This window comes from Rhizobium sp. BK491 (genome assembly GCF_014194925.1).
In the GTDB taxonomy this organism is placed as follows: Bacteria; Pseudomonadota; Alphaproteobacteria; order Rhizobiales; family Rhizobiaceae; genus Rhizobium.
The window spans coordinates 20,206-37,965 of the sequence record NZ_JACIAR010000002.1; the positions used below are offsets into that span (position 1 = coordinate 20,206).

General features: G+C 61.5%; 13 protein-coding genes. 8 read left to right on the forward strand and 5 right to left on the reverse strand.

Going from position 1 to position 17,760, the window contains the following annotated elements:
• The first annotated feature begins 24 nt into the window (after positions 1-24).
• Entirely contained in the window at positions 25-1,362 is a 1,338-nt protein-coding gene (locus FHX05_RS07925) for an MFS transporter (RefSeq protein WP_112338509.1), read from the forward strand.
• Between the two features lie 57 nt (positions 1,363-1,419).
• Here FHX05_RS07925 and FHX05_RS07930 read toward each other — a convergent pair whose 3' ends face one another.
• The gene (locus FHX05_RS07930; RefSeq protein ID WP_112338508.1) at positions 1,420-2,124 is read right to left on the reverse strand and encodes an LrgB family protein; all 705 of its coding nucleotides are present in this window, start codon (positions 2,122-2,124) and stop codon (positions 1,420-1,422) included.
• Positions 2,111-2,518: a CidA/LrgA family protein gene (locus tag FHX05_RS07935; RefSeq protein WP_112610686.1), complete on the reverse strand. Its 408-nt coding sequence runs from the start codon at positions 2,516-2,518 to the stop codon at positions 2,111-2,113. Before FHX05_RS07935 ends, FHX05_RS07930 begins: the two co-directional genes overlap by 14 nt.
• Before the next feature lie 97 nt (positions 2,519-2,615).
• Between FHX05_RS07935 and FHX05_RS07940 the strand changes: the two genes are divergently transcribed.
• From FHX05_RS07940 to FHX05_RS07960, 5 genes are all read left to right on the forward strand, one after another.
• A complete protein-coding gene (locus tag FHX05_RS07940; protein WP_112338506.1) occupies positions 2,616-3,500 on the forward strand; it encodes a LysR family transcriptional regulator in 885 nt (294 codons plus the stop codon).
• Between the two features lie 120 nt (positions 3,501-3,620).
• Complete coding sequence (locus FHX05_RS07945) at positions 3,621-4,637, forward strand: iron ABC transporter substrate-binding protein (protein ID WP_183871225.1); 1,017 nt, start codon at positions 3,621-3,623, stop codon at positions 4,635-4,637.
• 211 nt (positions 4,638-4,848) lie between these two features.
• Positions 4,849-6,402, forward strand: a complete 1,554-nt coding sequence (locus tag FHX05_RS07950; RefSeq protein WP_210294855.1) for an iron ABC transporter permease — start codon at positions 4,849-4,851, stop codon at positions 6,400-6,402.
• The gene (locus tag FHX05_RS07955) at positions 6,399-7,454 is read left to right on the forward strand and encodes an ABC transporter ATP-binding protein (protein ID WP_183871226.1); all 1,056 of its coding nucleotides are present in this window, start codon (positions 6,399-6,401) and stop codon (positions 7,452-7,454) included. The genes FHX05_RS07950 and FHX05_RS07955 overlap by 4 nt, the downstream gene beginning before the upstream one ends.
• 186 nt (positions 7,455-7,640) lie before the next feature.
• Positions 7,641-8,813, forward strand: a complete 1,173-nt coding sequence (locus tag FHX05_RS07960) for a M20 aminoacylase family protein (RefSeq protein WP_183871227.1) — start codon at positions 7,641-7,643, stop codon at positions 8,811-8,813.
• A 41-nt stretch (positions 8,814-8,854) separates the two neighbouring features.
• On the opposite strand, the gene FHX05_RS07965 is transcribed toward FHX05_RS07960, so the two are convergent.
• Both FHX05_RS07965 and FHX05_RS07970 read right to left on the reverse strand, forming a co-directional pair.
• Positions 8,855-9,778, reverse strand: coding sequence for a nucleoside hydrolase (locus FHX05_RS07965; RefSeq protein WP_183871228.1), 924 nt, complete (start codon positions 9,776-9,778; stop codon positions 8,855-8,857).
• 103 nt (positions 9,779-9,881) lie between these two features.
• Positions 9,882-11,270 carry a M20/M25/M40 family metallo-hydrolase gene (locus tag FHX05_RS07970; RefSeq protein ID WP_183871229.1) on the reverse strand — a complete coding sequence of 463 codons (1,389 nt, stop codon included), beginning with the start codon at positions 11,268-11,270 and terminating at the stop codon, positions 9,882-9,884.
• A gap of 199 nt (positions 11,271-11,469) precedes the next feature.
• Between FHX05_RS07970 and FHX05_RS07975 the strand changes: the two genes are divergently transcribed.
• Positions 11,470-13,812 carry an EAL domain-containing protein gene (locus FHX05_RS07975; RefSeq protein ID WP_183871230.1) on the forward strand — a complete coding sequence of 781 codons (2,343 nt, stop codon included), beginning with the start codon at positions 11,470-11,472 and terminating at the stop codon, positions 13,810-13,812.
• Positions 13,813-13,879: 67 nt separating this feature from the next.
• Here FHX05_RS07975 and FHX05_RS07980 read toward each other — a convergent pair whose 3' ends face one another.
• The gene (locus FHX05_RS07980; RefSeq protein WP_112338499.1) at positions 13,880-14,296 is read right to left on the reverse strand and encodes a MarR family transcriptional regulator; all 417 of its coding nucleotides are present in this window, start codon (positions 14,294-14,296) and stop codon (positions 13,880-13,882) included.
• 437 nt (positions 14,297-14,733) lie between these two features.
• On the opposite strand from FHX05_RS07980, the gene polA reads away from it, so the two are divergent.
• Positions 14,734-17,736 carry a DNA polymerase I gene (gene polA, locus FHX05_RS07985; RefSeq protein ID WP_183871231.1) on the forward strand — a complete coding sequence of 1,001 codons (3,003 nt, stop codon included), beginning with the start codon at positions 14,734-14,736 and terminating at the stop codon, positions 17,734-17,736.
• Positions 17,737-17,760: the final 24 nt, after the last annotated feature.

A 17,760-nucleotide genomic window follows, 5' to 3' on the forward strand; every position in this document is an offset into this window, starting at 1 on the left:
GCTCGGAGAGGGAGGCTCCCGCGCATGGTCAGCGTAACGCATGAAACACTGAACCCCACATCTTCAACTCTGGAGAGCGATGCCCGCAGCATGCATGCGGGCGGCTCGGTTGCCCCCGGCAACATCGCCATCGGCGTGATTATTGGTCGCACGTCGGAATTCTTCGATTTCTTCGTCTATGCCATTGCATCCGTACTGGTCTTCCCGAAGCTGATCTTCCCCTTCGCCGACCCGCTGCATGGCACGCTGCTTTCGTTCCTGGTGTTCTCGCTCGCCTTCATCGCGCGTCCGATCGGCTCGTTCATCTTCATGGCGATCGACCGCACCTATGGCCGCGGCGTCAAGCTGACGATCGCCCTGTTTCTGCTCGGCGGGTCCACGGCATCCATGAGCTTCCTGCCCGGCTATTCCGAAGTCGGCGTCTACGCGATCATCCTGCTCGCCATCTTCCGCATCGGGCAGGGCCTTGCGCTCGGCGGCGCCTGGGATGGTCTCGCCTCGCTCCTCGCGCTCAATGCCCCGACGAACCATCGCGGCTGGTATGCGATGATCCCGCAGCTTGGCGCCCCGATTGGCTTCATGCTGGCAAGCGCTTTGTTCGCCTATTTCGTCACGAGCCTCACGACGGCGGACTTCCTGGATTGGGGCTGGCGCTACCCCTTCTTCTGCGCCTTCGCCGTCAACGTCGTCGCGCTCTTCGCCCGCCTGCGTCTGGTGGCGACAGAGGAATTCGGCACGCTCTTGGAGCGCCATGAGCTCGAGCCCGTGAAGATGACGGAGCTGCTGCGCGTGCATGGCCGCGACGTCCTGATCGGCGCCTTTGTGCCGCTGGCAAGCTTTGCGACCTTTCACCTGGTCACAGTCTTCCCGCTCGGCTGGGTTACGCTCTACAGCGAGCAGAGTTCGGGTTCGTTCCTGCTGGTGGAATTCCTCGGCGCGATCTGCGGCATTCTCGCCATCATATGTTCTGGTATGCTCGCCGACCGGATCGGCCGCCGCAATCAGCTCGCTATCGGCGCCGTGCTCATCGCCTGCTTCGCCTTCGTGGCACCCTGGCTGCTCGATGGCGGCGCGACTGGACGCCACATCTACGTGGTTCTCGGCTTCACGCTGCTCGGCCTCTCCTTCGGTCAGGCCGCCGGCGCCAGCGCTTCCCGCTTCAGCCAGAACTACCGCTACAGCGGCTCGGCCCTGGTGTCGGATCTGTCCTGGCTGATCGGTGCCGGCTTCGCGCCATTCGTGGCGCTTGCCCTCTCCAGCCAGTTCGGCCTCGTCTATACGAGCCTCTATCTGCTGTCGGGCGTCGTCTGCACGCTTGTCGCGATCTTCTTCAGCAAGACGCTGGAGACGCGAGACAACTAAGTCAAATTCCGGAAACGAAAAAAGGCTGCGGCATGAAAGTGCCGCAGCCTTTTTCGTTCATGCCGAATGCAGGAGCCACGCGATCAGCGGCGCTGCCAGCACGTTCGTCACTCCTACCAGCACCATGACGAGACCGGCGATCGATCCTTCCTCGCGGCCGATCTCATGTGCCTTGGCGACGCCGATGCCATGTGCCCCCATGCCGTAAAGTGCACCTCGAGCCATGCCCGATTGCAGCGGCAGCAGCCGCAGCAAGATCTGGCCGACGACGGCGCCGAACAGGCCGGTGATGACGACGAAGACGGCCGTCAGGTTGGGCGCGCCGCCGATATCACCTGAAACCACCATGGCAAACGGCGTGCTGATCGAGCGCGGCATCAGACTGAGCCGCAGGCTCTCATCGAGGCCGAAGAGGCTGGCAAGCCCCCAGGCAGAAACCATTGCCGTGGTACTGCCCACCGTCACACCGAACAGCAGGACCGGCCAATAGCGCTGGATGAGGCCTCGCTGTTCGTAGATCGGCACGGCGAAGGCGACAGTCGCAGGCCCGAGTAGGGCCAGCAGCCAATGGCTGTCATGCATATAGTCCTGATAGTTTGCGTGCAGCATGAGAGCGATGGCGATCAGCACCCCAGGCACCGCTACTAGCGGCGACAGCCAGAGTGATGGCCGGCGTCGATAGAGTGCCTTTGATATGTAATAGAGACCGACCGTCGCCAGCGGCCAGAACAGGCCTGATACCGCGGTTTCAATCGTGAGCATGGCTGGGTGCTCCCTTGCGTGTCATGAGGCGGTAGCCGATATCGATCGCAACGGCGGTCACGCCCATGACGATCACCGTGCCGGCAAAGATCACTGCAAGTACCTTCAGCCCGATGAGGCCGATGAATTCGCCATGATCGAGCAAAGCCAGCACCGCCGGAACGAAGAACAGCAGCATTTCGGCGAGAAACCACTCCGCGCCACGCTTCATGCTCGTCAGCTTCACCGTGCCGCTCGCAAACAGTGCCAGCACCAGTAGCATGCCGGCGATGGCGCCGGGTATCGGCAGGTGTGCAAGGCGGACGATGGCTTCGCCCGCTTGCCAGAAGGCAAGCAGCAGCAGGGTCTGAGCAAGGCAGCTCAATTTCGGATGTTTCTTTGGGTCGATACGCATGGGAGCTCGGCAAAATCTGTCAGCCCGATAATAGGCGTTTACACCACATGAATAAAATGAATTGATTTCATATGATCCAGTCCTATAGGGAATAAGTATGGAACTTCGAACATTGAAAGCCTTCGTCGAGGTAGTGCGCCAGGGCGGCTTCTCAGAAGCCGCAAAGGTGGTGTTCACCACGCAATCGGCCGTCAGTAAGGCCGTGCGCCAGCTGGAGGACGAGCTTGGCCTGCCGCTGCTCAACCGCCTCGGCCATCGCGTGACCCTGACCGATGCCGGCGAGGTGGTTTATCGTCGGGCAATTGCGATCCTTGCCGGGCGCGACGATCTGCTGGCCGAATTATCGGAACTGCGCGGGCTGACGCGGGGTACCCTGCGGCTTGGCCTGCCGCCGATCGGCAACGATGCGCTGTTTGCACCGGTCTTTGCCGTTTTCCGCAATCGTTATCCAGGCATAGAGATCAGGTTGGTGGAGCAGGGCGCCAAGCGGTTGGAAGAAATGGTGCTGGCCGATGAGGTCGATCTCGGCGCCTCGCTGCTGCCGATGGCCGATGTCTTCGAGTGGCAGGTTGTGCGCTGCGAGCCGATGCATGTCCTTCTACCGTCGGCGCATCCGCTCGCCGGGCAGCAAACGGTGCCCCTGGCGGCGCTCAAGGACTACCCCTTTCTCCTCTTCGAAACCGGCTTCGCGCTGAACGGCATCATTCTCAACGCCTGCCGTGCGGCCGGCTTTGCGCCGGACATTGCCGCGCGCTCGAGCCAGATCAATTTCATTGTTGAACTGGTTGCTGCGGGCCTCGGGATCGGCTTCCTGCCACGGTTGATCGCCGAACAGAGCCGGCGTTCGGGCATCGCCCATGCGCTCGTTGTCGAACCGGACATGGAGTGGAACATGGCCTGGATCTGGCGGCGCGGTGGATATCTGTCGCATGCCGGCCGTGCCTGGCTCGACCTCGCTGCGGAGATCGCGGCTAAATCTTGACTCTTATCTCAAACTTTTGTGATAAGCAGACATCACCGTAAACTTGAAAAAAACGGTCAGGAAAAATATAGGCTACCGCATCGCTGCCCGATGACGGTGGCTTCCAAGCGAGAGGACCTAATGACTTTTTCCTTTTCTCATCTCACCAGCGGGCTGGCGCTTGCCGCAGGTCTTGCCGTCGCTCCGATGCTGGCGCATGCCGCCGAATCCGATGGCATCGTCGTCTACAATGCCCAGCATGAGACGCTGACGCAGGCATGGGCGGAGGGCTTCACCAAGGAAACCGGCATCAAGGTCACGATCCGCAACGGCAGCGATATGCAGTTTGCCAACCAGATCGTCCAGGAAGGCGCTGCCTCTCCCGCAGACGTTTATCTGACGGAAAATTCGCCGGGCATGGCACTGGTCGATGCCAACAAGCTCTTCGCTCCGGTTGATGCCGCGACACTCGCCCAGGTGCCGGAAACCTTCAAGGCAGCCGATGGCAACTGGGTCGGCGTCGCCGCCCGGTCCACCGTTTTCGCCTATGACAAGACCAAGCTGAAGGAAGCCGATCTGCCGAAATCGCTCCTCGATCTCGCCGATCCCAAGTGGAAGGGCCGTTGGGGCGCTTCGCCGGCTGGCGCCGACTTCCAGGCGATCGTCAGCGCGCTGCTTGAGCTGAAGGGCGAGGACGCAACCCGCGCCTGGCTGAAGGCGATGAAGGAAAATGCGAGCTTCTACAAGGGCAACAGCGTCGCGATGAAGGCCGTCAATGCCGGCGAGACCGAAGGCGCTGTCATCTATCACTATTACTGGTTCGGCGATCAGGCCAAGACCGGCGAAAACAGCAAGAATGTCTCGCTGCACTATTTCAAGAACCAGGATCCGGGTGCCTTCGTCAGCATTTCCGGCGGCGGCGTTCTGGCGTCCAGCCAGCACCAGAAGGAAGCACAGGCTTTCCTGAAATGGATCACCGGCAAGGGCGGCCAGGCCGTCCTGCGCGATGGCAACTCGTTTGAATATGCAGTCGGCAATGGCGAGGCTTCCAATCCGAAGCTCGTGCCGCTCTCCGACCTCCAGGCTCCGCAAGTCGAACCTTCGAAGCTGAACAGCAAGAAGGTTACCGATCTGATGACGGAAGCGGGCCTTATCTGAGGCAAAGTCCCGTGCCGCGGCGCCTTTAGGGCGCTTTCGGACGGGCTTGGCTCTTGCATCACTATCCTGTGCCCTGCTAGGGGCATGGGATGGCCTTTAAGGCCGATCGATCGGGCAATCGCCGGCAGCGGCGGTTGCCTTCCCATTTCAGGGTGTGAAAGGCAGCTTAGATTTGCTGCAGAAGAACACATATGCCGGCGAGGCCGCCGCCATGCGAATGCCCCAGTTGACGGCTGCTCCGCGCAGCCGCGTTCGGCATGCATCCGTCGTCGCCCTTGCTTCGATCGTCGCGCTTCTGAGCCTGGTGCCGCTCGGCTTCATCGTCTGGATCACGATCGACACGGGCTGGGCAGAAGTTGTTGCCCTGATTTTCCGCAGCCGCGTTGGCGATCTGCTCGTCAATACCGTCCTGCTCGAAGTCTGCACCATTCCGCTTTCCATCCTGCTGGCAGTGACGCTCGCCTGGCTGACCGAACGCACCGATATCCCCGGCGCGCGCCTCTGGTCGTGGCTGGCCGCCGCACCGCTTGCCGTTCCCGCATTCGTGCACAGCTACGCCTGGGTCAGCCTCGTGCCGAGCATGCGCGGGCTGTGGAGCGGCGTGCTGGTGTCGGTGCTTGCCTATTTTCCTTTTCTCTACCTGCCGGTCGCAGCCGCCCTGCGCCGGCTCGATCCGGCGATTGAGGATGCCGCCGCCTCGCTCGGCCTCGACCCCTGGCGCGTCTTCTTCCGGGCGATCCTGCCGCAGCTTCGCCTCGCCATCTGCGGCGGCTCGCTGCTGATCGGCCTGCATCTCCTTGCGGAATACGGTCTCTACGTGATGATCCGCTTCGACACCTTCTCGACTGCCATCGTCGACCAGTTCCAATCGGCCTATAACAGTCCGGCGGCAAACATGCTCGGCGGCGTGCTCGTCTTCTGTTGCCTGCTGTTGCTCGGCATCGAGGTGCTGGCGCGTGGCAACGAACGCTATGCCCGCATCGGCTCGGGTGCAGCCCGGCCGGCTGATCGGCGCCGTCTCGGCTGGTTCGTCGTTCCCGCGGTCGCGCTGCCCATCGTCACCGCCGCATTGACGCTCGGTGTTCCTTTCGTCACCCTGGCGCGCTGGCTTTATCTCGGCGGCGCAGGCGTCTGGCGGATCGACACGGTCGGCTGGGCCTTGCTGCAGACCATTCTTCTCGCGATCGCCGGTGGCCTCCTCGCCACCATTGCGGCGACCCCGATGGCGTGGCTGTCGGTACGCGCGCCCGGCCGGCTGCAGCGAATTCTCGAAGCCTGCCACTATTATGTCGGCTCGCTGCCGGGCGTCGTCGTCGCCCTGGCCCTGGTGTCGATCACCGTCCGGCTGGTCCTGCCGCTCTATCAGACGTTTGCCACCCTTCTGCTCGCCTATGTGCTGCTCTTCCTGCCGCGCGCCATGGTCGGTCTGCGTGCCAGCATCGCCCAGGCACCCGTCGAACTCGAGCGCGCCGCCATGGCGCTCGGCCGCACGCCGGCGCAGGCGGTGCGGCAGATCACCATGCGGCTTGCGGCTCCGGGATTTGCGGCCAGCGTCGCGCTCGTCGCCCTCGGCATCACCAACGAACTGACGGCGACGCTGATGCTTTCTCCCAACGGCACGGAAACGCTGGCGACGAAATTCTGGTCGCTGACCAGCGAGATCGATTATGTTTCCGCAGCGCCCTACGCCTTCATGATGGTCGTCCTGTCGCTGCCGCTCACCCTTCTTCTCTACGTGCAATCAAAGCGAACGGCCGGACAATGACCTTTCTGGCGATCAAGAATATCAGCAAGCGCTATGGTCCCGTGCAGGCGCTCGACAATATCGACCTCACGATAGCTGCCGGCAGCCGCACGGCCATCGTCGGCCCGTCCGGCTCCGGCAAGACGACGCTGCTGCGGATCATCGCCGGCTTCGAAACTCCCGATGCCGGTCAGGTGGTGCTTCAGGGCGAAACACTGGCGGATGGAGAGGCCATCGTACCCGCGCATCGGCGCGGCATCGGCATTGTCTCTCAGGATGGCGCCCTGTTTCCGCATCTGAGCGTATCGGAGAATATCGGTTTCGGCATGGAGCGCGGCGCGCGCGACCGCGATCAGCGCATCAATGCCCTCATCGATATGGTCGAACTCGACCGCGGCATGCTCGACCGCCGGCCGCATCAGCTCTCCGGCGGCCAGCAGCAGCGCGTGGCGCTTGCCCGCGCGCTCGGCCGCAAGCCGCGGCTGATGCTGCTCGACGAGCCTTTCTCCGCCCTCGATACCGGCCTGCGCGAAAACATGCGCAAGGCCGTCGCCCGCGTGCTGCAGATCGCCGGCATCACGGCGGTCTTGGTGACGCATGATCAGGCGGAGGCCCTGTCCTTTGCAGATCAGGTTGCTGTCCTGCGCGAGGGCAGGCTCATACAGGCCGGCACGCCGCAGGCGCTCTATCTCAGCCCAAGGGATCGCGAGACGGCACTCTTCCTCGGCGATGCCATCATATTGGCGGCCGATCTCGATCAAGGTCTGGCGAAATGTGTCCTGGGGCAGATCCCCGTCGGCGCCGGGAACCGGCAGGGTCGCACTGATATCATGTTGCGGCCCGAGCAATTGCGCCTCCGGGCAATCGATGAAGCCGGCGCGGGTGCTGCCTGCATCGGCAAGGTGACCGAAATCGAGTTCGGCGGCGCCGTCTGCGCTGTTACGGTCGTACTCTCCAACGGCTCCGAGACACTGAATATCAGGAGTTCCGGCGTCGGCCTGCCCGAGGTCGGCAGCATGGTTTCGGTGAGCGTCATCGGAAAGGCACATGTGTTCGACAGGCTCGATCGCTGAGCGTTAATTCGAGTTGAAGCAGGCGATGCTTTGGGGAAGATAAGGCATGTCGCGCAAAAGTGTGCAGCGGTTTTGCGACAACGACATGCGTCAAATCAAGGTCCTAAAGCGCAAGAAGCGAATCTGAAGGATCGCGGTGCGCTTTAGGTGCGCCATCATCGTGCCCCATGCTGAAGGAATCTCTCCATGTCTTTTCCCGATGAGATCGAGCCGGATCTGCCTTTCCTCACCTCGCTCCGCCGCAATCTTCATGCGCATCCAGAACTCGGCTTCGAGGAGGAGCGCACCAGCGGCATCGTTGCCACCTTGCTGGAGGAAGCGGGACTGACCGTGCATCGCGGCCTCGGCAAAACCGGTGTCGTCGGCACGCTACAGGTCGGCAACGGCACGCGCCGTATCGGCCTTCGCGCCGACATGGATGCGCTCGCCATGCCGGAAAAGGCCAATCGTCCCTATAAATCCACGATCCCGGGCAAGATGCATGCCTGCGGGCATGATGGCCATACGACGATGCTGCTCGGTGCCGCCCGTCATCTGGCCGCCAAGCGCGGCTTTTCCGGCACGGTGCATTTCATCTTCCAGCCGGCGGAAGAAGGTCGTGGTGGCGCCAGGCGCATGGTGGAAGATGGCCTTTTCGATCTGTTTCCGTGCGATGCCGTCTACGGGCTTCACAATATGCCCGGCCTTGCGGTCGACGAGATGGCGGTTGTCGAAGGGCCGCAGCTTGCTTCATCGGATAGCTGGCGCATCACCTTCCGCGGTACCGGCACCCACGGCGCCAAGCCGCATCTCGGCAAGGACCCGATCACGGCAGCGGCGACCTTCCTTTCCGCGCTGCAAACCATCGTCGGTCGCGTCGTCGATCCGCTGGAGCCGGCCGTCGTCAGTGCCTGCTCGCTGCAGGCGGGCGATCCCAAGGCGCTGAACGTGATACCAGATACGGTCGAGATCGGCGGCACGGCGCGCGCCTATACGCCGGAGGTCCGCGATCAGCTGGAAGAGGAGATCGGACGCCTGGCGCATGGGACTGCAAGCATGTTCAACATTGCCGTCGATTATCAGTTCGAGCGCCGCATCCCACCCGTCGTCAACGATGCAGATGCCACGGCGCGGGCGCTGAAGGCTGCGACGACTGTTTTTGGCGAGAATGTGCGGACCCGCTTCCCGCCATCGACCGCCGGCGACGATTTTGCCTTTTTCGGTCAGAACGCTCCTGGCTGCTATGTCTGGCTCGGCAATGGCCCCGCCGTTGACGGCGCCCTGCATCACAATACGGCCTATGATTTCAACGATGAGGCAATCGCCTCGGGTGTGGCTTTCTGGACGACATTGGTCGAGCAGGAATTGGGAGAGGGTTGAGACAGGGCTGAACGTGCCTTACCGCGGTATACCGCCTCTTTTCAGCGTCCAGCCTCTCGCAGCAATGCATCGAAGATGATCTGTCGCGCCCTTTCGGCATCGATCTCCACGGCGAAATGGGCATTGAATTGCCCATGCGAGGCGCGCGTTTCGACGACGGTGCGCCCACGCGTGTGCCGTCCATGCAATTCCGCATCGATCCGGGCATGCCGAAGGGCGGTGATGTCAGGTTCGACGAAAATGGCGGCAGCCGTCGGGTCGTAGATCGCCATGGCCGGTCTGCCGCGGTTGATGGCGATGTTGACATAGCCTTCCAGCAGGTCAGCGAGCAGCTGCGCCTTTTCGCTGTTATTCTCGCGGATGCGGGCGACATCCTCCGGCCAAGCCAAGACCTTGCGGCAAATGTCGAGATCGATCATGCGCAACGGCAGGGTATGCGCCAACACAATGGCGAGCGCCTCGGGATCGGCAAAGGCGTTGAACTCAGCGGATGCCGTGTGATTGCCCACAGTGACCCCGCCGCCCATCCAGGTCAGCTCGTCGATACGGGCGGCGAGATCCGGCCGTGCCAATGCCAAAGCGGCAATATTCGTGAGCGGCCCGAGCGCCAGGATGCGCTTCGGCCCATCGCTGTTGGAAAGCCAGTCGCATAGCGCGGTAAATGCGTCGCTGAATGGAAGTGGATCGGCCGGCGGCAGGCTTCTGCCTGTGGTCGGAATGCCGGTCTGGCCGAGAATGTTCTGCGCCGTTTCCAGCTTGCGGAGAACGGGCAGCTCGCGGCCGGTATGGATCGGAAAGGTCCAGTTGAAGACGGCGGCAGCGCCCGCCGCATTGGCCTTAACGTGAGACAGGGGTGCATTGCCGCTGACGAGCGAAACGCCATCGATGACGAGATCCGAATGCGCCACCACCAGAATGGCAGCGATATCATCGAATCCCATATCGGTATCGATCCAGATGCCCATACTCTATCTCATCGGTCGCAGCGAAATGGCACGGCGGCGTTTCCTGCCGCCCTGGCGGGGTGGTCGCGGGACGCGCGCAAGCGGTGTTCGTCCCGCGGATCGCTTAGCTGGCTAGCGCATCAAGGATGCGGATCCAGGAACGAATGCCCTTGTGATAGGAGCGCAGCTCGTATTTCTCGTTCGGCGAATGGATGCGGTCGTCGGGGAGGCCGAAACCGACGAGCAACGATTCCATGCCGAGCATCTTCTGGAAGTCGCCAACGATCGGGATCGAGCCGCCCATGCCGATGATGAGGGCTGGTTTCGGCCACTCGTTGGAAAGCGCGGTCTTGGCCTTGGTCAGTACAGGCGAATCGTAGGAAAGCTGGATGGCCGGCGAGCCGCCATGCTCATGAAACTCCACCGAGCAGTCCCCAGGGATCTTGGAGCGCACATAGGCGCGGAAGCTCTCGCGGATCGCCGCCGGATTCTGCTGGCCGACGAGGCGGAAGGAGACCTTCGCCGATGCCTTGGCGGCAATCACCGTCTTGAAGCCGGCGCCGGTATAGCCACCCCAAATGCCGTTTACTTCCGCCGTCGGCCGCGCCCAGGTGAGTTCCATCACAGACCGGCCCTTCTCGCCCGAGGGGATCGACAGGCCGACTTCGCCGAGGAACTTTTCGGCCGTCATGCCGAGCTTCTCCCAGGAGGCCTTGATATTAGCAGGCGTTTCCTCGACGCCTTCATAGAAGCCGGGAAGCGTTATGCGCCCCGTCTCGTCATGCAGTCCGGCAAGGATGTCGGTCAGAATGTGGATCGGATTGGCGGCAGCGCCGCCGAAAAGGCCCGAATGCAGGTCGCGGTCAGCCGCGGTAATGACGATTTCCTCGCCCACCAGGCCGCGCAGGCCTGCCGAAATCGCCGGCGTATCGCCATCCCACATACCGGTATCGCAGACGAGGGCGAAGTCGGCTTTAAGCTCGGCAGCATTGGCTTCAAGGAAAGGCTTGAGCGAGGGCGAGCCGGATTCCTCTTCGCCTTCGAAGAGGATGGTGATGCGCACCGGGAGAGCGCCCCTCGTTTCCTTGTAGGCGCGCACCGCCTCGACGAAGGTCATCAGCTGCCCCTTGTCGTCGGACGTGCCGCGGCCGGTCAGGACCTTGCGGCCATTGCCCAGGTCCTTGATCGCGGGAGCGAAGGGATCGCTTTCCCAAAGATCGAGCGGATCGACGGGCTGCACGTCGTAGTGGCCGTAGAACAGCACATGCGGCGCATCGGCAGCGCCGGCATCGTGATGAGCGACCACCATCGGATGACCGGGCGTATCGCGTACGGAGGCCCTGAAGCCGAGCGAATTCAGGTAGGTGACCAGCCATTCCGCCGCCTTGCGGCATTCCGGCTTGTAGTCCGGGTCTGTCGAAATGGACTTGATGCGCAGCAGCTCGAAAAGGTTGTCGAGGCTGGAGGGAAGGTTCTGATCGGCGCGGTCGAGAACGGGCGATAGATCGGTCATATCCGACTCCTTACGTGAAATTCGGAGCGACGATAGACCAAAGGCCAGCCGGTTTCGAGGCGTTAAAACCGAAAATTTACCGTAGCTTGCCTCTTTCGACGGAGGCTTGCTCTTATGTGATTAGTTGCGCATGTAGTTTACAAGTTTTTTAGATTATTAGAAATAACGTCAATCCAGAAGAGTATTCTGGAGACGCGTGATGTTTTCAGTAATTGCATGTATTCGCGACGCTCATGACTTCAGGCTTATTCTCGTGGCGGCGGCCATCTGCCTCATCGGCAGCCTTGCCACCATGCTTCTTTTTTCGCGTGCACAGGAATGCCAGTCGCATCAGCGTCGCTACTGGATTGCGGCTGCGGCCTTTGCCAGTGGTGTCGGCATCTGGGCGACGCATTTCATTGCCATGCTCGCCTATGAGAGCAACCTTCCCATCTCCTACGGCATTTCGCTGACCGCGCTTTCGGTGGTCTTTGCCATCGTCGGCTCATGGCTCGCGATTGCCGTTGCCTTCGAATGGGACAATCGCGTTTCCTTTACAGTCGGCGGCATGCTGATGGCGTTTGGAATAGCCGCTATGCACTTCACGGGCATGCAGGCCATCGAGGCCTCGGCAAAGCTCTCCTTCGATATACCGCGCGTCGTCGCTTCAGTCGCCATCGGTGGCGTCTTCTCTTCACTGGCTTTCCTGGTGTTTCGCAGCCTTCGTGGCTTTAGTCGCATCATGGTCGGCGCTCTTCTACTGTTGCTTGCGATTTGCTCCCTGCATTTCACCGCGATGAGCGGCGTGACGCTAACGCCCGAAATTGGGATGCCGGGGGCGGCCCTCGCCATGGATCGAAGCATCCTCGCAGGCATCGTCATGGCCGCCGCGATGGGTTTGATCCTCATCGCTCTCGGCGCCATCTTCATCGATCGTCATCTGACCGACCTTCGCGGCTTCGCCAATGCTTCGCTCGAAGGCCTTCTCATCATCCGTGACGGCCGGGTCATCGATGCCAACGAGCGATTTTTCACCATTTCCGGATGGTCGCAGCAGCAGGTGGTCGGTGCCCCGCCAGAAACCTTCCTGGCGATCGACATAGATGCCCAAAGTGATGCCGCCATTCCACTGGAGACAACGCTGTCCGGCTATGATGGCAACGCGATCCCAGTCGAAACCGTGCGTCGCTCCATCACCTATCGCGGCCACGAATGCAGCGTATTGGTCGTGCGCGACCTGACCGAGCGGCGTCAGGCGCAGCAGATGATCGAGCATCTGGCGCACCATGATATATTGACGGATCTGCCCAATCGCTCGCTGTTCGACCAGCGCATGCGTCAAGCGCTGCAGGTGGCCAACCGCAGGGGCGGGGAAGTCGCCATCTTCTGTCTGGATCTCGACCGCTTCAAGGCCATCAACGACGTCTTTGGCCATGCGGAAGGCGATCGCATCCTCTGCAAGGTTGCCGGCATCCTGCAGCGTGCGATCGAGGAGGGCGATACGGTGGCAAGGCTCGGCGGCGACGAGTTCGCCATTATCCAGCCCAGGCGTCAGCAGCCTGAGGGGGCCACGCGCCTTGCCGAACGCGTTCTTTCGGAATTTGGCATGGAGATGGATACCGCCCGGGATCCGACGGCCGTCGGCGTGAGCATCGGTATCGCCATCTATCCGCGTGATGGCACGAGCGCCGAGCAGCTTTACGCCAATGCGGATATGGCGCTTTATCGTGCCAAGCATGCGGGCCGGGGTCATGCCTGCTTCTTCGATGCCGAAATGGACAAGGCCGTGCGCACTCGTCGCCAGCTTGAGAACGATCTGCGTCAAGCCATCCTGCGCCGTCAGCTCTTCCTGGAATATCAGCCGATCTACGATGTCGGCAGCGACGGTGTCAGCGGTTATGAGGCGCTGTTACGCTGGGCGCATCCGGATCGAGGCGTGATTGATCCGGAGACGTTTATTCCCATTGCCGAGGAAAGTGGATCGATCGTTGCGATCGGTGAATGGGTGCTGCAGCAGGCCTGCCAGGAGGCGACGCGCTGGAGTGAGCCTGCGAATGTCGCGGTCAACCTCTCGCCGCTGCAATTCATGATCCCGACCCTCTACGACCAGATCGAACGCATCCTGCGCAAAACCGGCCTCGATCCGCAGCGCCTCGAACTGGAAATCACGGAGGCGGCGCTGATGCGCGAACGAACGACTGTGATCGCGACATTGCAGCGGCTGCATCGCCTCGGCGTTCGCGTGGTCATGGATGATTTCGGCACCGGCTTTTCCTCGCTCAGCAATCTGCGCGCCTTCCCATTCGACAAGATCAAGGTCGACCGCAGCTTCACCGGCGCCCTCGAACACGATCCCGCAGCTCGCTCGATCGTCCGCGCCATCATCGGCCTCGGTCACAGCTTGAATATGCCTGTGGTCACGGAAGGGGTCGAAACGGAAACCCAGCGCCGCATCGTCATCGAGGAAGGCTGCGCCCAGCTTCAGGGGATATTCTTCGGCAAGCCCGATGTCGGGCCGAGCCAGTTCCAGTCCGCTTTGAATAAGGTGGTCGGCCGGGGCTGAGGCGTTGTTGCACAAAAATATGAAGCGACTCTGCGGAAAACCGCTGCGCGCTTTTCCTGAGATTGCTCTAAAGCTGTCTGGCATTCTCCAGCACGCGCCGGATATATTCCAGCAGCAGCTCGCGTTCGAATTGCCGGAAATCCTTGAGAAGATCCGTATCGGCGGCCATGGCGGCCTCGATCGCTTCCGCCTGCATGGCTGCGGCCTTGTTCGTCAGGAAGACCAGTTGCGCCCGCTTGTCCGAAGGATGCGGGCGGCGTTCCACCAGGCCGTCCCGTTCCATGCGCGACAGCGTATTGGCCATCGTCGCCTGTTCGATGTCGATCCTCTCGAGCAGCTGCTTCTGCGTCAGCCCATCCTCGGACCACAATTCGAGCAGGATCGGAAACTGACCGGGGGAAAAGCCGAGCGTCGCCGCGCGTTGTTGTAGCGAGCGAGCGAATCCCTTCGCCATCTGACTGGCAAGGTAGGCGGCGGAGTCCATCCGATTAAATCCCATGATTGCAAATATGCCCATAATTCAGGAGCAAGACAATCAGCAATTATTCGGGTAGATCCCCTCTGAAATAAGCAACTCAGATGAATTTTTCACCTTCATAGGTTGCATTTTTTTGACATGAAAAAGCCGCCATGGCCTGGAGGGGACGCCATGGCGGCTCATGAAAGAGGGACAAAGGCCCGGAGAGGGGATAGGCCTTTGTCCTAGTCTGACATGGCGGGGGACAGGCCGGTTGTCAGACCCGCGGCGTATCAATCGCCGGTGATTAGGATTTGAGGTTTCGAATGTGGTTTTTCAAGGGAATGCGCAGATTAGATTGATTAAAAGTTAGTAACGTTTCGGTGAGAGATCTGGTCATCTCCAATACTGCAAAACCGAAGTTTATATGGACGTTGGAAGAGCGCCACGCTATCCATGCTTCCATGAAAAAAGGTGATCATCTCTTCCTCGTCGACGGTTCCGGTTTCATTTTCCGGGCCTTTCACGCTTTGCCGCCGCTGACGCGCAAGTCCGACGGATTGCCCGTCGGCGCCGTCTCCGGTTTCTGCAATATGCTGTGGAAGCTGCTGACTTCGGCGCGCGATACCTCGGTGGGTGTGACGCCGACGCATTTCGCCGTCATCTTCGACTATTCCTCGAAGACTTTCCGCAAGGACATCTTCCCGGAATACAAGGCTAATCGCTCGGCGCCGCCGGAAGAACTGATCCCGCAATTCGGCCTCATCCGCGAGGCGACCCGCGCCTTCAACCTGCCTTGCATCGAGACCGACGGCTTCGAGGCAGACGATATCATCGCCACCTATGCCCGTCAGGCGGAGGGGGCTGGCGCCGATGTGACGATCATCTCGTCCGACAAGGATCTGATGCAGCTCGTCACCCCCATGGTCCACATGTATGACAGCATGAAGGACAAGCAGATCGGCATTCCCGACGTGATCGAGAAGTGGGGTGTACCGCCGGACAAGATGATCGATCTGCAGGCCATGACCGGCGACTCGGTCGACAACGTCCCTGGCATTCCCGGCATCGGCCCGAAGACGGCGGCGCAGCTTCTGGAGGAGTTCGGCGATCTTGACACGCTCCTTGCCCGCGCCGACGAGATCAAGCAGCAGAAGCGCCGCGAAAACATCATCGCCAATGCCGAACTTGCCCGCATTTCGCGTCAGTTGGTGACGCTGAGGACGGATGTACCGCTGGAACTTGCGCTTGACGCGCTGGTGCTGGAGCCGCAGGACGGCCCGAAGCTGATCGGCTTCCTGAAGACCATGGAATTCACGACCCTGACGCGGCGCGTCGCGGAGGCCTGCGACTGCGATGCGGCGGCAATCGAGCCCGCCGTCGTCAAGATCGAATGGGGCGAGGGCGCTCATGGTCCCGATCTCGATGTTGGCGAAAATGTCGATCTTGTTGCCGGCAGCGTTGTCGAGGCCGAAGGGGCATCGGTTCCAGCGCCGTCGGCCAAGGCGCGTCTGGCTTTGGATGGCACCACAGAGCCCGAGGATCTCGCCAAGGCGCGCGCCGCAAGTTTTGCGAGCGCGCCGATCGACCATTCGAAATATGTGACCATCCGCGATATCGCCACGCTCGACCGTTGGATCGCGGATGCGCGCGAAACCGGTATCGTCGCTTTCGATACGGAAACGACCTCACTCGATGCCATGCAGGCCGAGATCGTCGGCTTCTCGATGGCGATCGCCGACAACGGCAGCGATCCCTCGGGTTCTTCCATCCGTGCCGCCTATGTGCCGCTCGCTCACAAGACCGGTATCGGCGATCTGTTGGGCGGCGGCCTGGCCGACAATCAGATCCCGTTGCGTGATGCGCTGCCGAGATTGAAGGATCTGCTGGAGGATGCCTCCATCCTCAAGATCGCGCAGAACCTCAAATACGATTACCTGCTGATGAAGCGCTACGGCATCGAGACGCGGTCCTTCGACGACACGATGCTGCTGTCCTATGTGCTCGATGGCGGCGCCAATGCCACGCATGGCATGGACAGCCTCTCCGAGCGCTGGCTCGGCCACAAGCCGATCGCCTACAAGGACGTCGCCGGCAGCGGCAAGTCCAACGTCACCTTCGATCTCGTCGATATCGACCGCGCGACCGCCTATGCCGCTGAGGATGCCGACGCGACGCTGCGCCTCTGGCTGGTGCTGAAACCACGACTTGCGGCAGAAAAACTTTCAGTCGTCTACGAACGGTTGGAAAGGCCGCTCGTACCGGTGCTTGCCCATATGGAGGAGCGCGGCATTACCATCGACCGGCAGATCCTTTCCCGCCTTTCCGGCGAGCTGGCGCAGGGTGCCGCCGCCTTGGAAGACGAGATCTACAATCTGGCCGGCGAGCGCTTCAATATCGGCTCGCCGAAGCAGCTCGGCGATATCCTTTTCGGCAAGATGGGATTGGCCGGTGGCAGCAAGACCAAGACGGGGCAATGGTCGACTTCGGCGCAGGTGCTGGAGGATCTGGCGGCGGCCGGCTTCGAGTTGCCGCGCAAGATCGTCGACTGGCGCCAGCTCACCAAGCTGAAATCCACCTATACGGATGCGCTGCCGAGCTATGTCCATCCCGAGACCAAGCGCGTCCACACCTCCTATTCGCTGGCCTCGACCACGACCGGGCGCCTCTCCTCCTCCGAGCCCAACCTGCAGAATATTCCGGTGCGCACGGCGGAAGGCCGCAAGATCCGCACCGCCTTCATTTCGACGCCGGGCCACAAGCTCGTCTCCGCCGACTACAGCCAGATCGAGTTGCGCGTGCTGGCGCATGTCGCCGATATCCCGCAGCTCAAGCAGGCCTTCGAGGACGGTGTCGACATTCACGCGATGACGGCCTCCGAAATGTTCGGCGTGCCGGTGGACGGCATGCCGAGCGAAGTGCGCCGCCGCGCCAAGGCGATCAACTTCGGCATCATCTACGGCATTTCCGCCTTCGGACTGGCGAACCAACTCTCGATCGAGCGCTCGGAAGCCGGCGACTATATCAAGAAGTATTTCGAGCGCTTCCCAGGCATTCGCGATTACATGGAAGGCGCCAAGCAGGCGGCGCGCGACAAGGGCTATGTCGAGACCATCTTCGGCCGCCGCATCCATTTCCCCGAAATCCGCTCCTCCAACCCTTCCGTCCGCGCCTTCAACGAGCGCGCCTCGATCAACGCGCCGATCCAGGGTTCTGCCGCCGACGTCATCCGCCGTGCCATGATCAAGATGGAGCCGGCGCTGGCAGCAGCCGGGCTTGGCGATCGTGTGCGCATGCTCTTGCAGGTGCACGACGAACTGATCTTCGAAGTCGAGGATGCGGATGTCGAGCGCACGACGCCGATCATCGTCTCGGTCATGGAAAACGCCGCCATGCCGGCGGTCGACATGGCCGTGCCGCTGAAGGTCGATGCGCGCGCTGCCCACAATTGGGATGAGGCGCATTGAGGCTATATCGGGTGTCGCATTCCT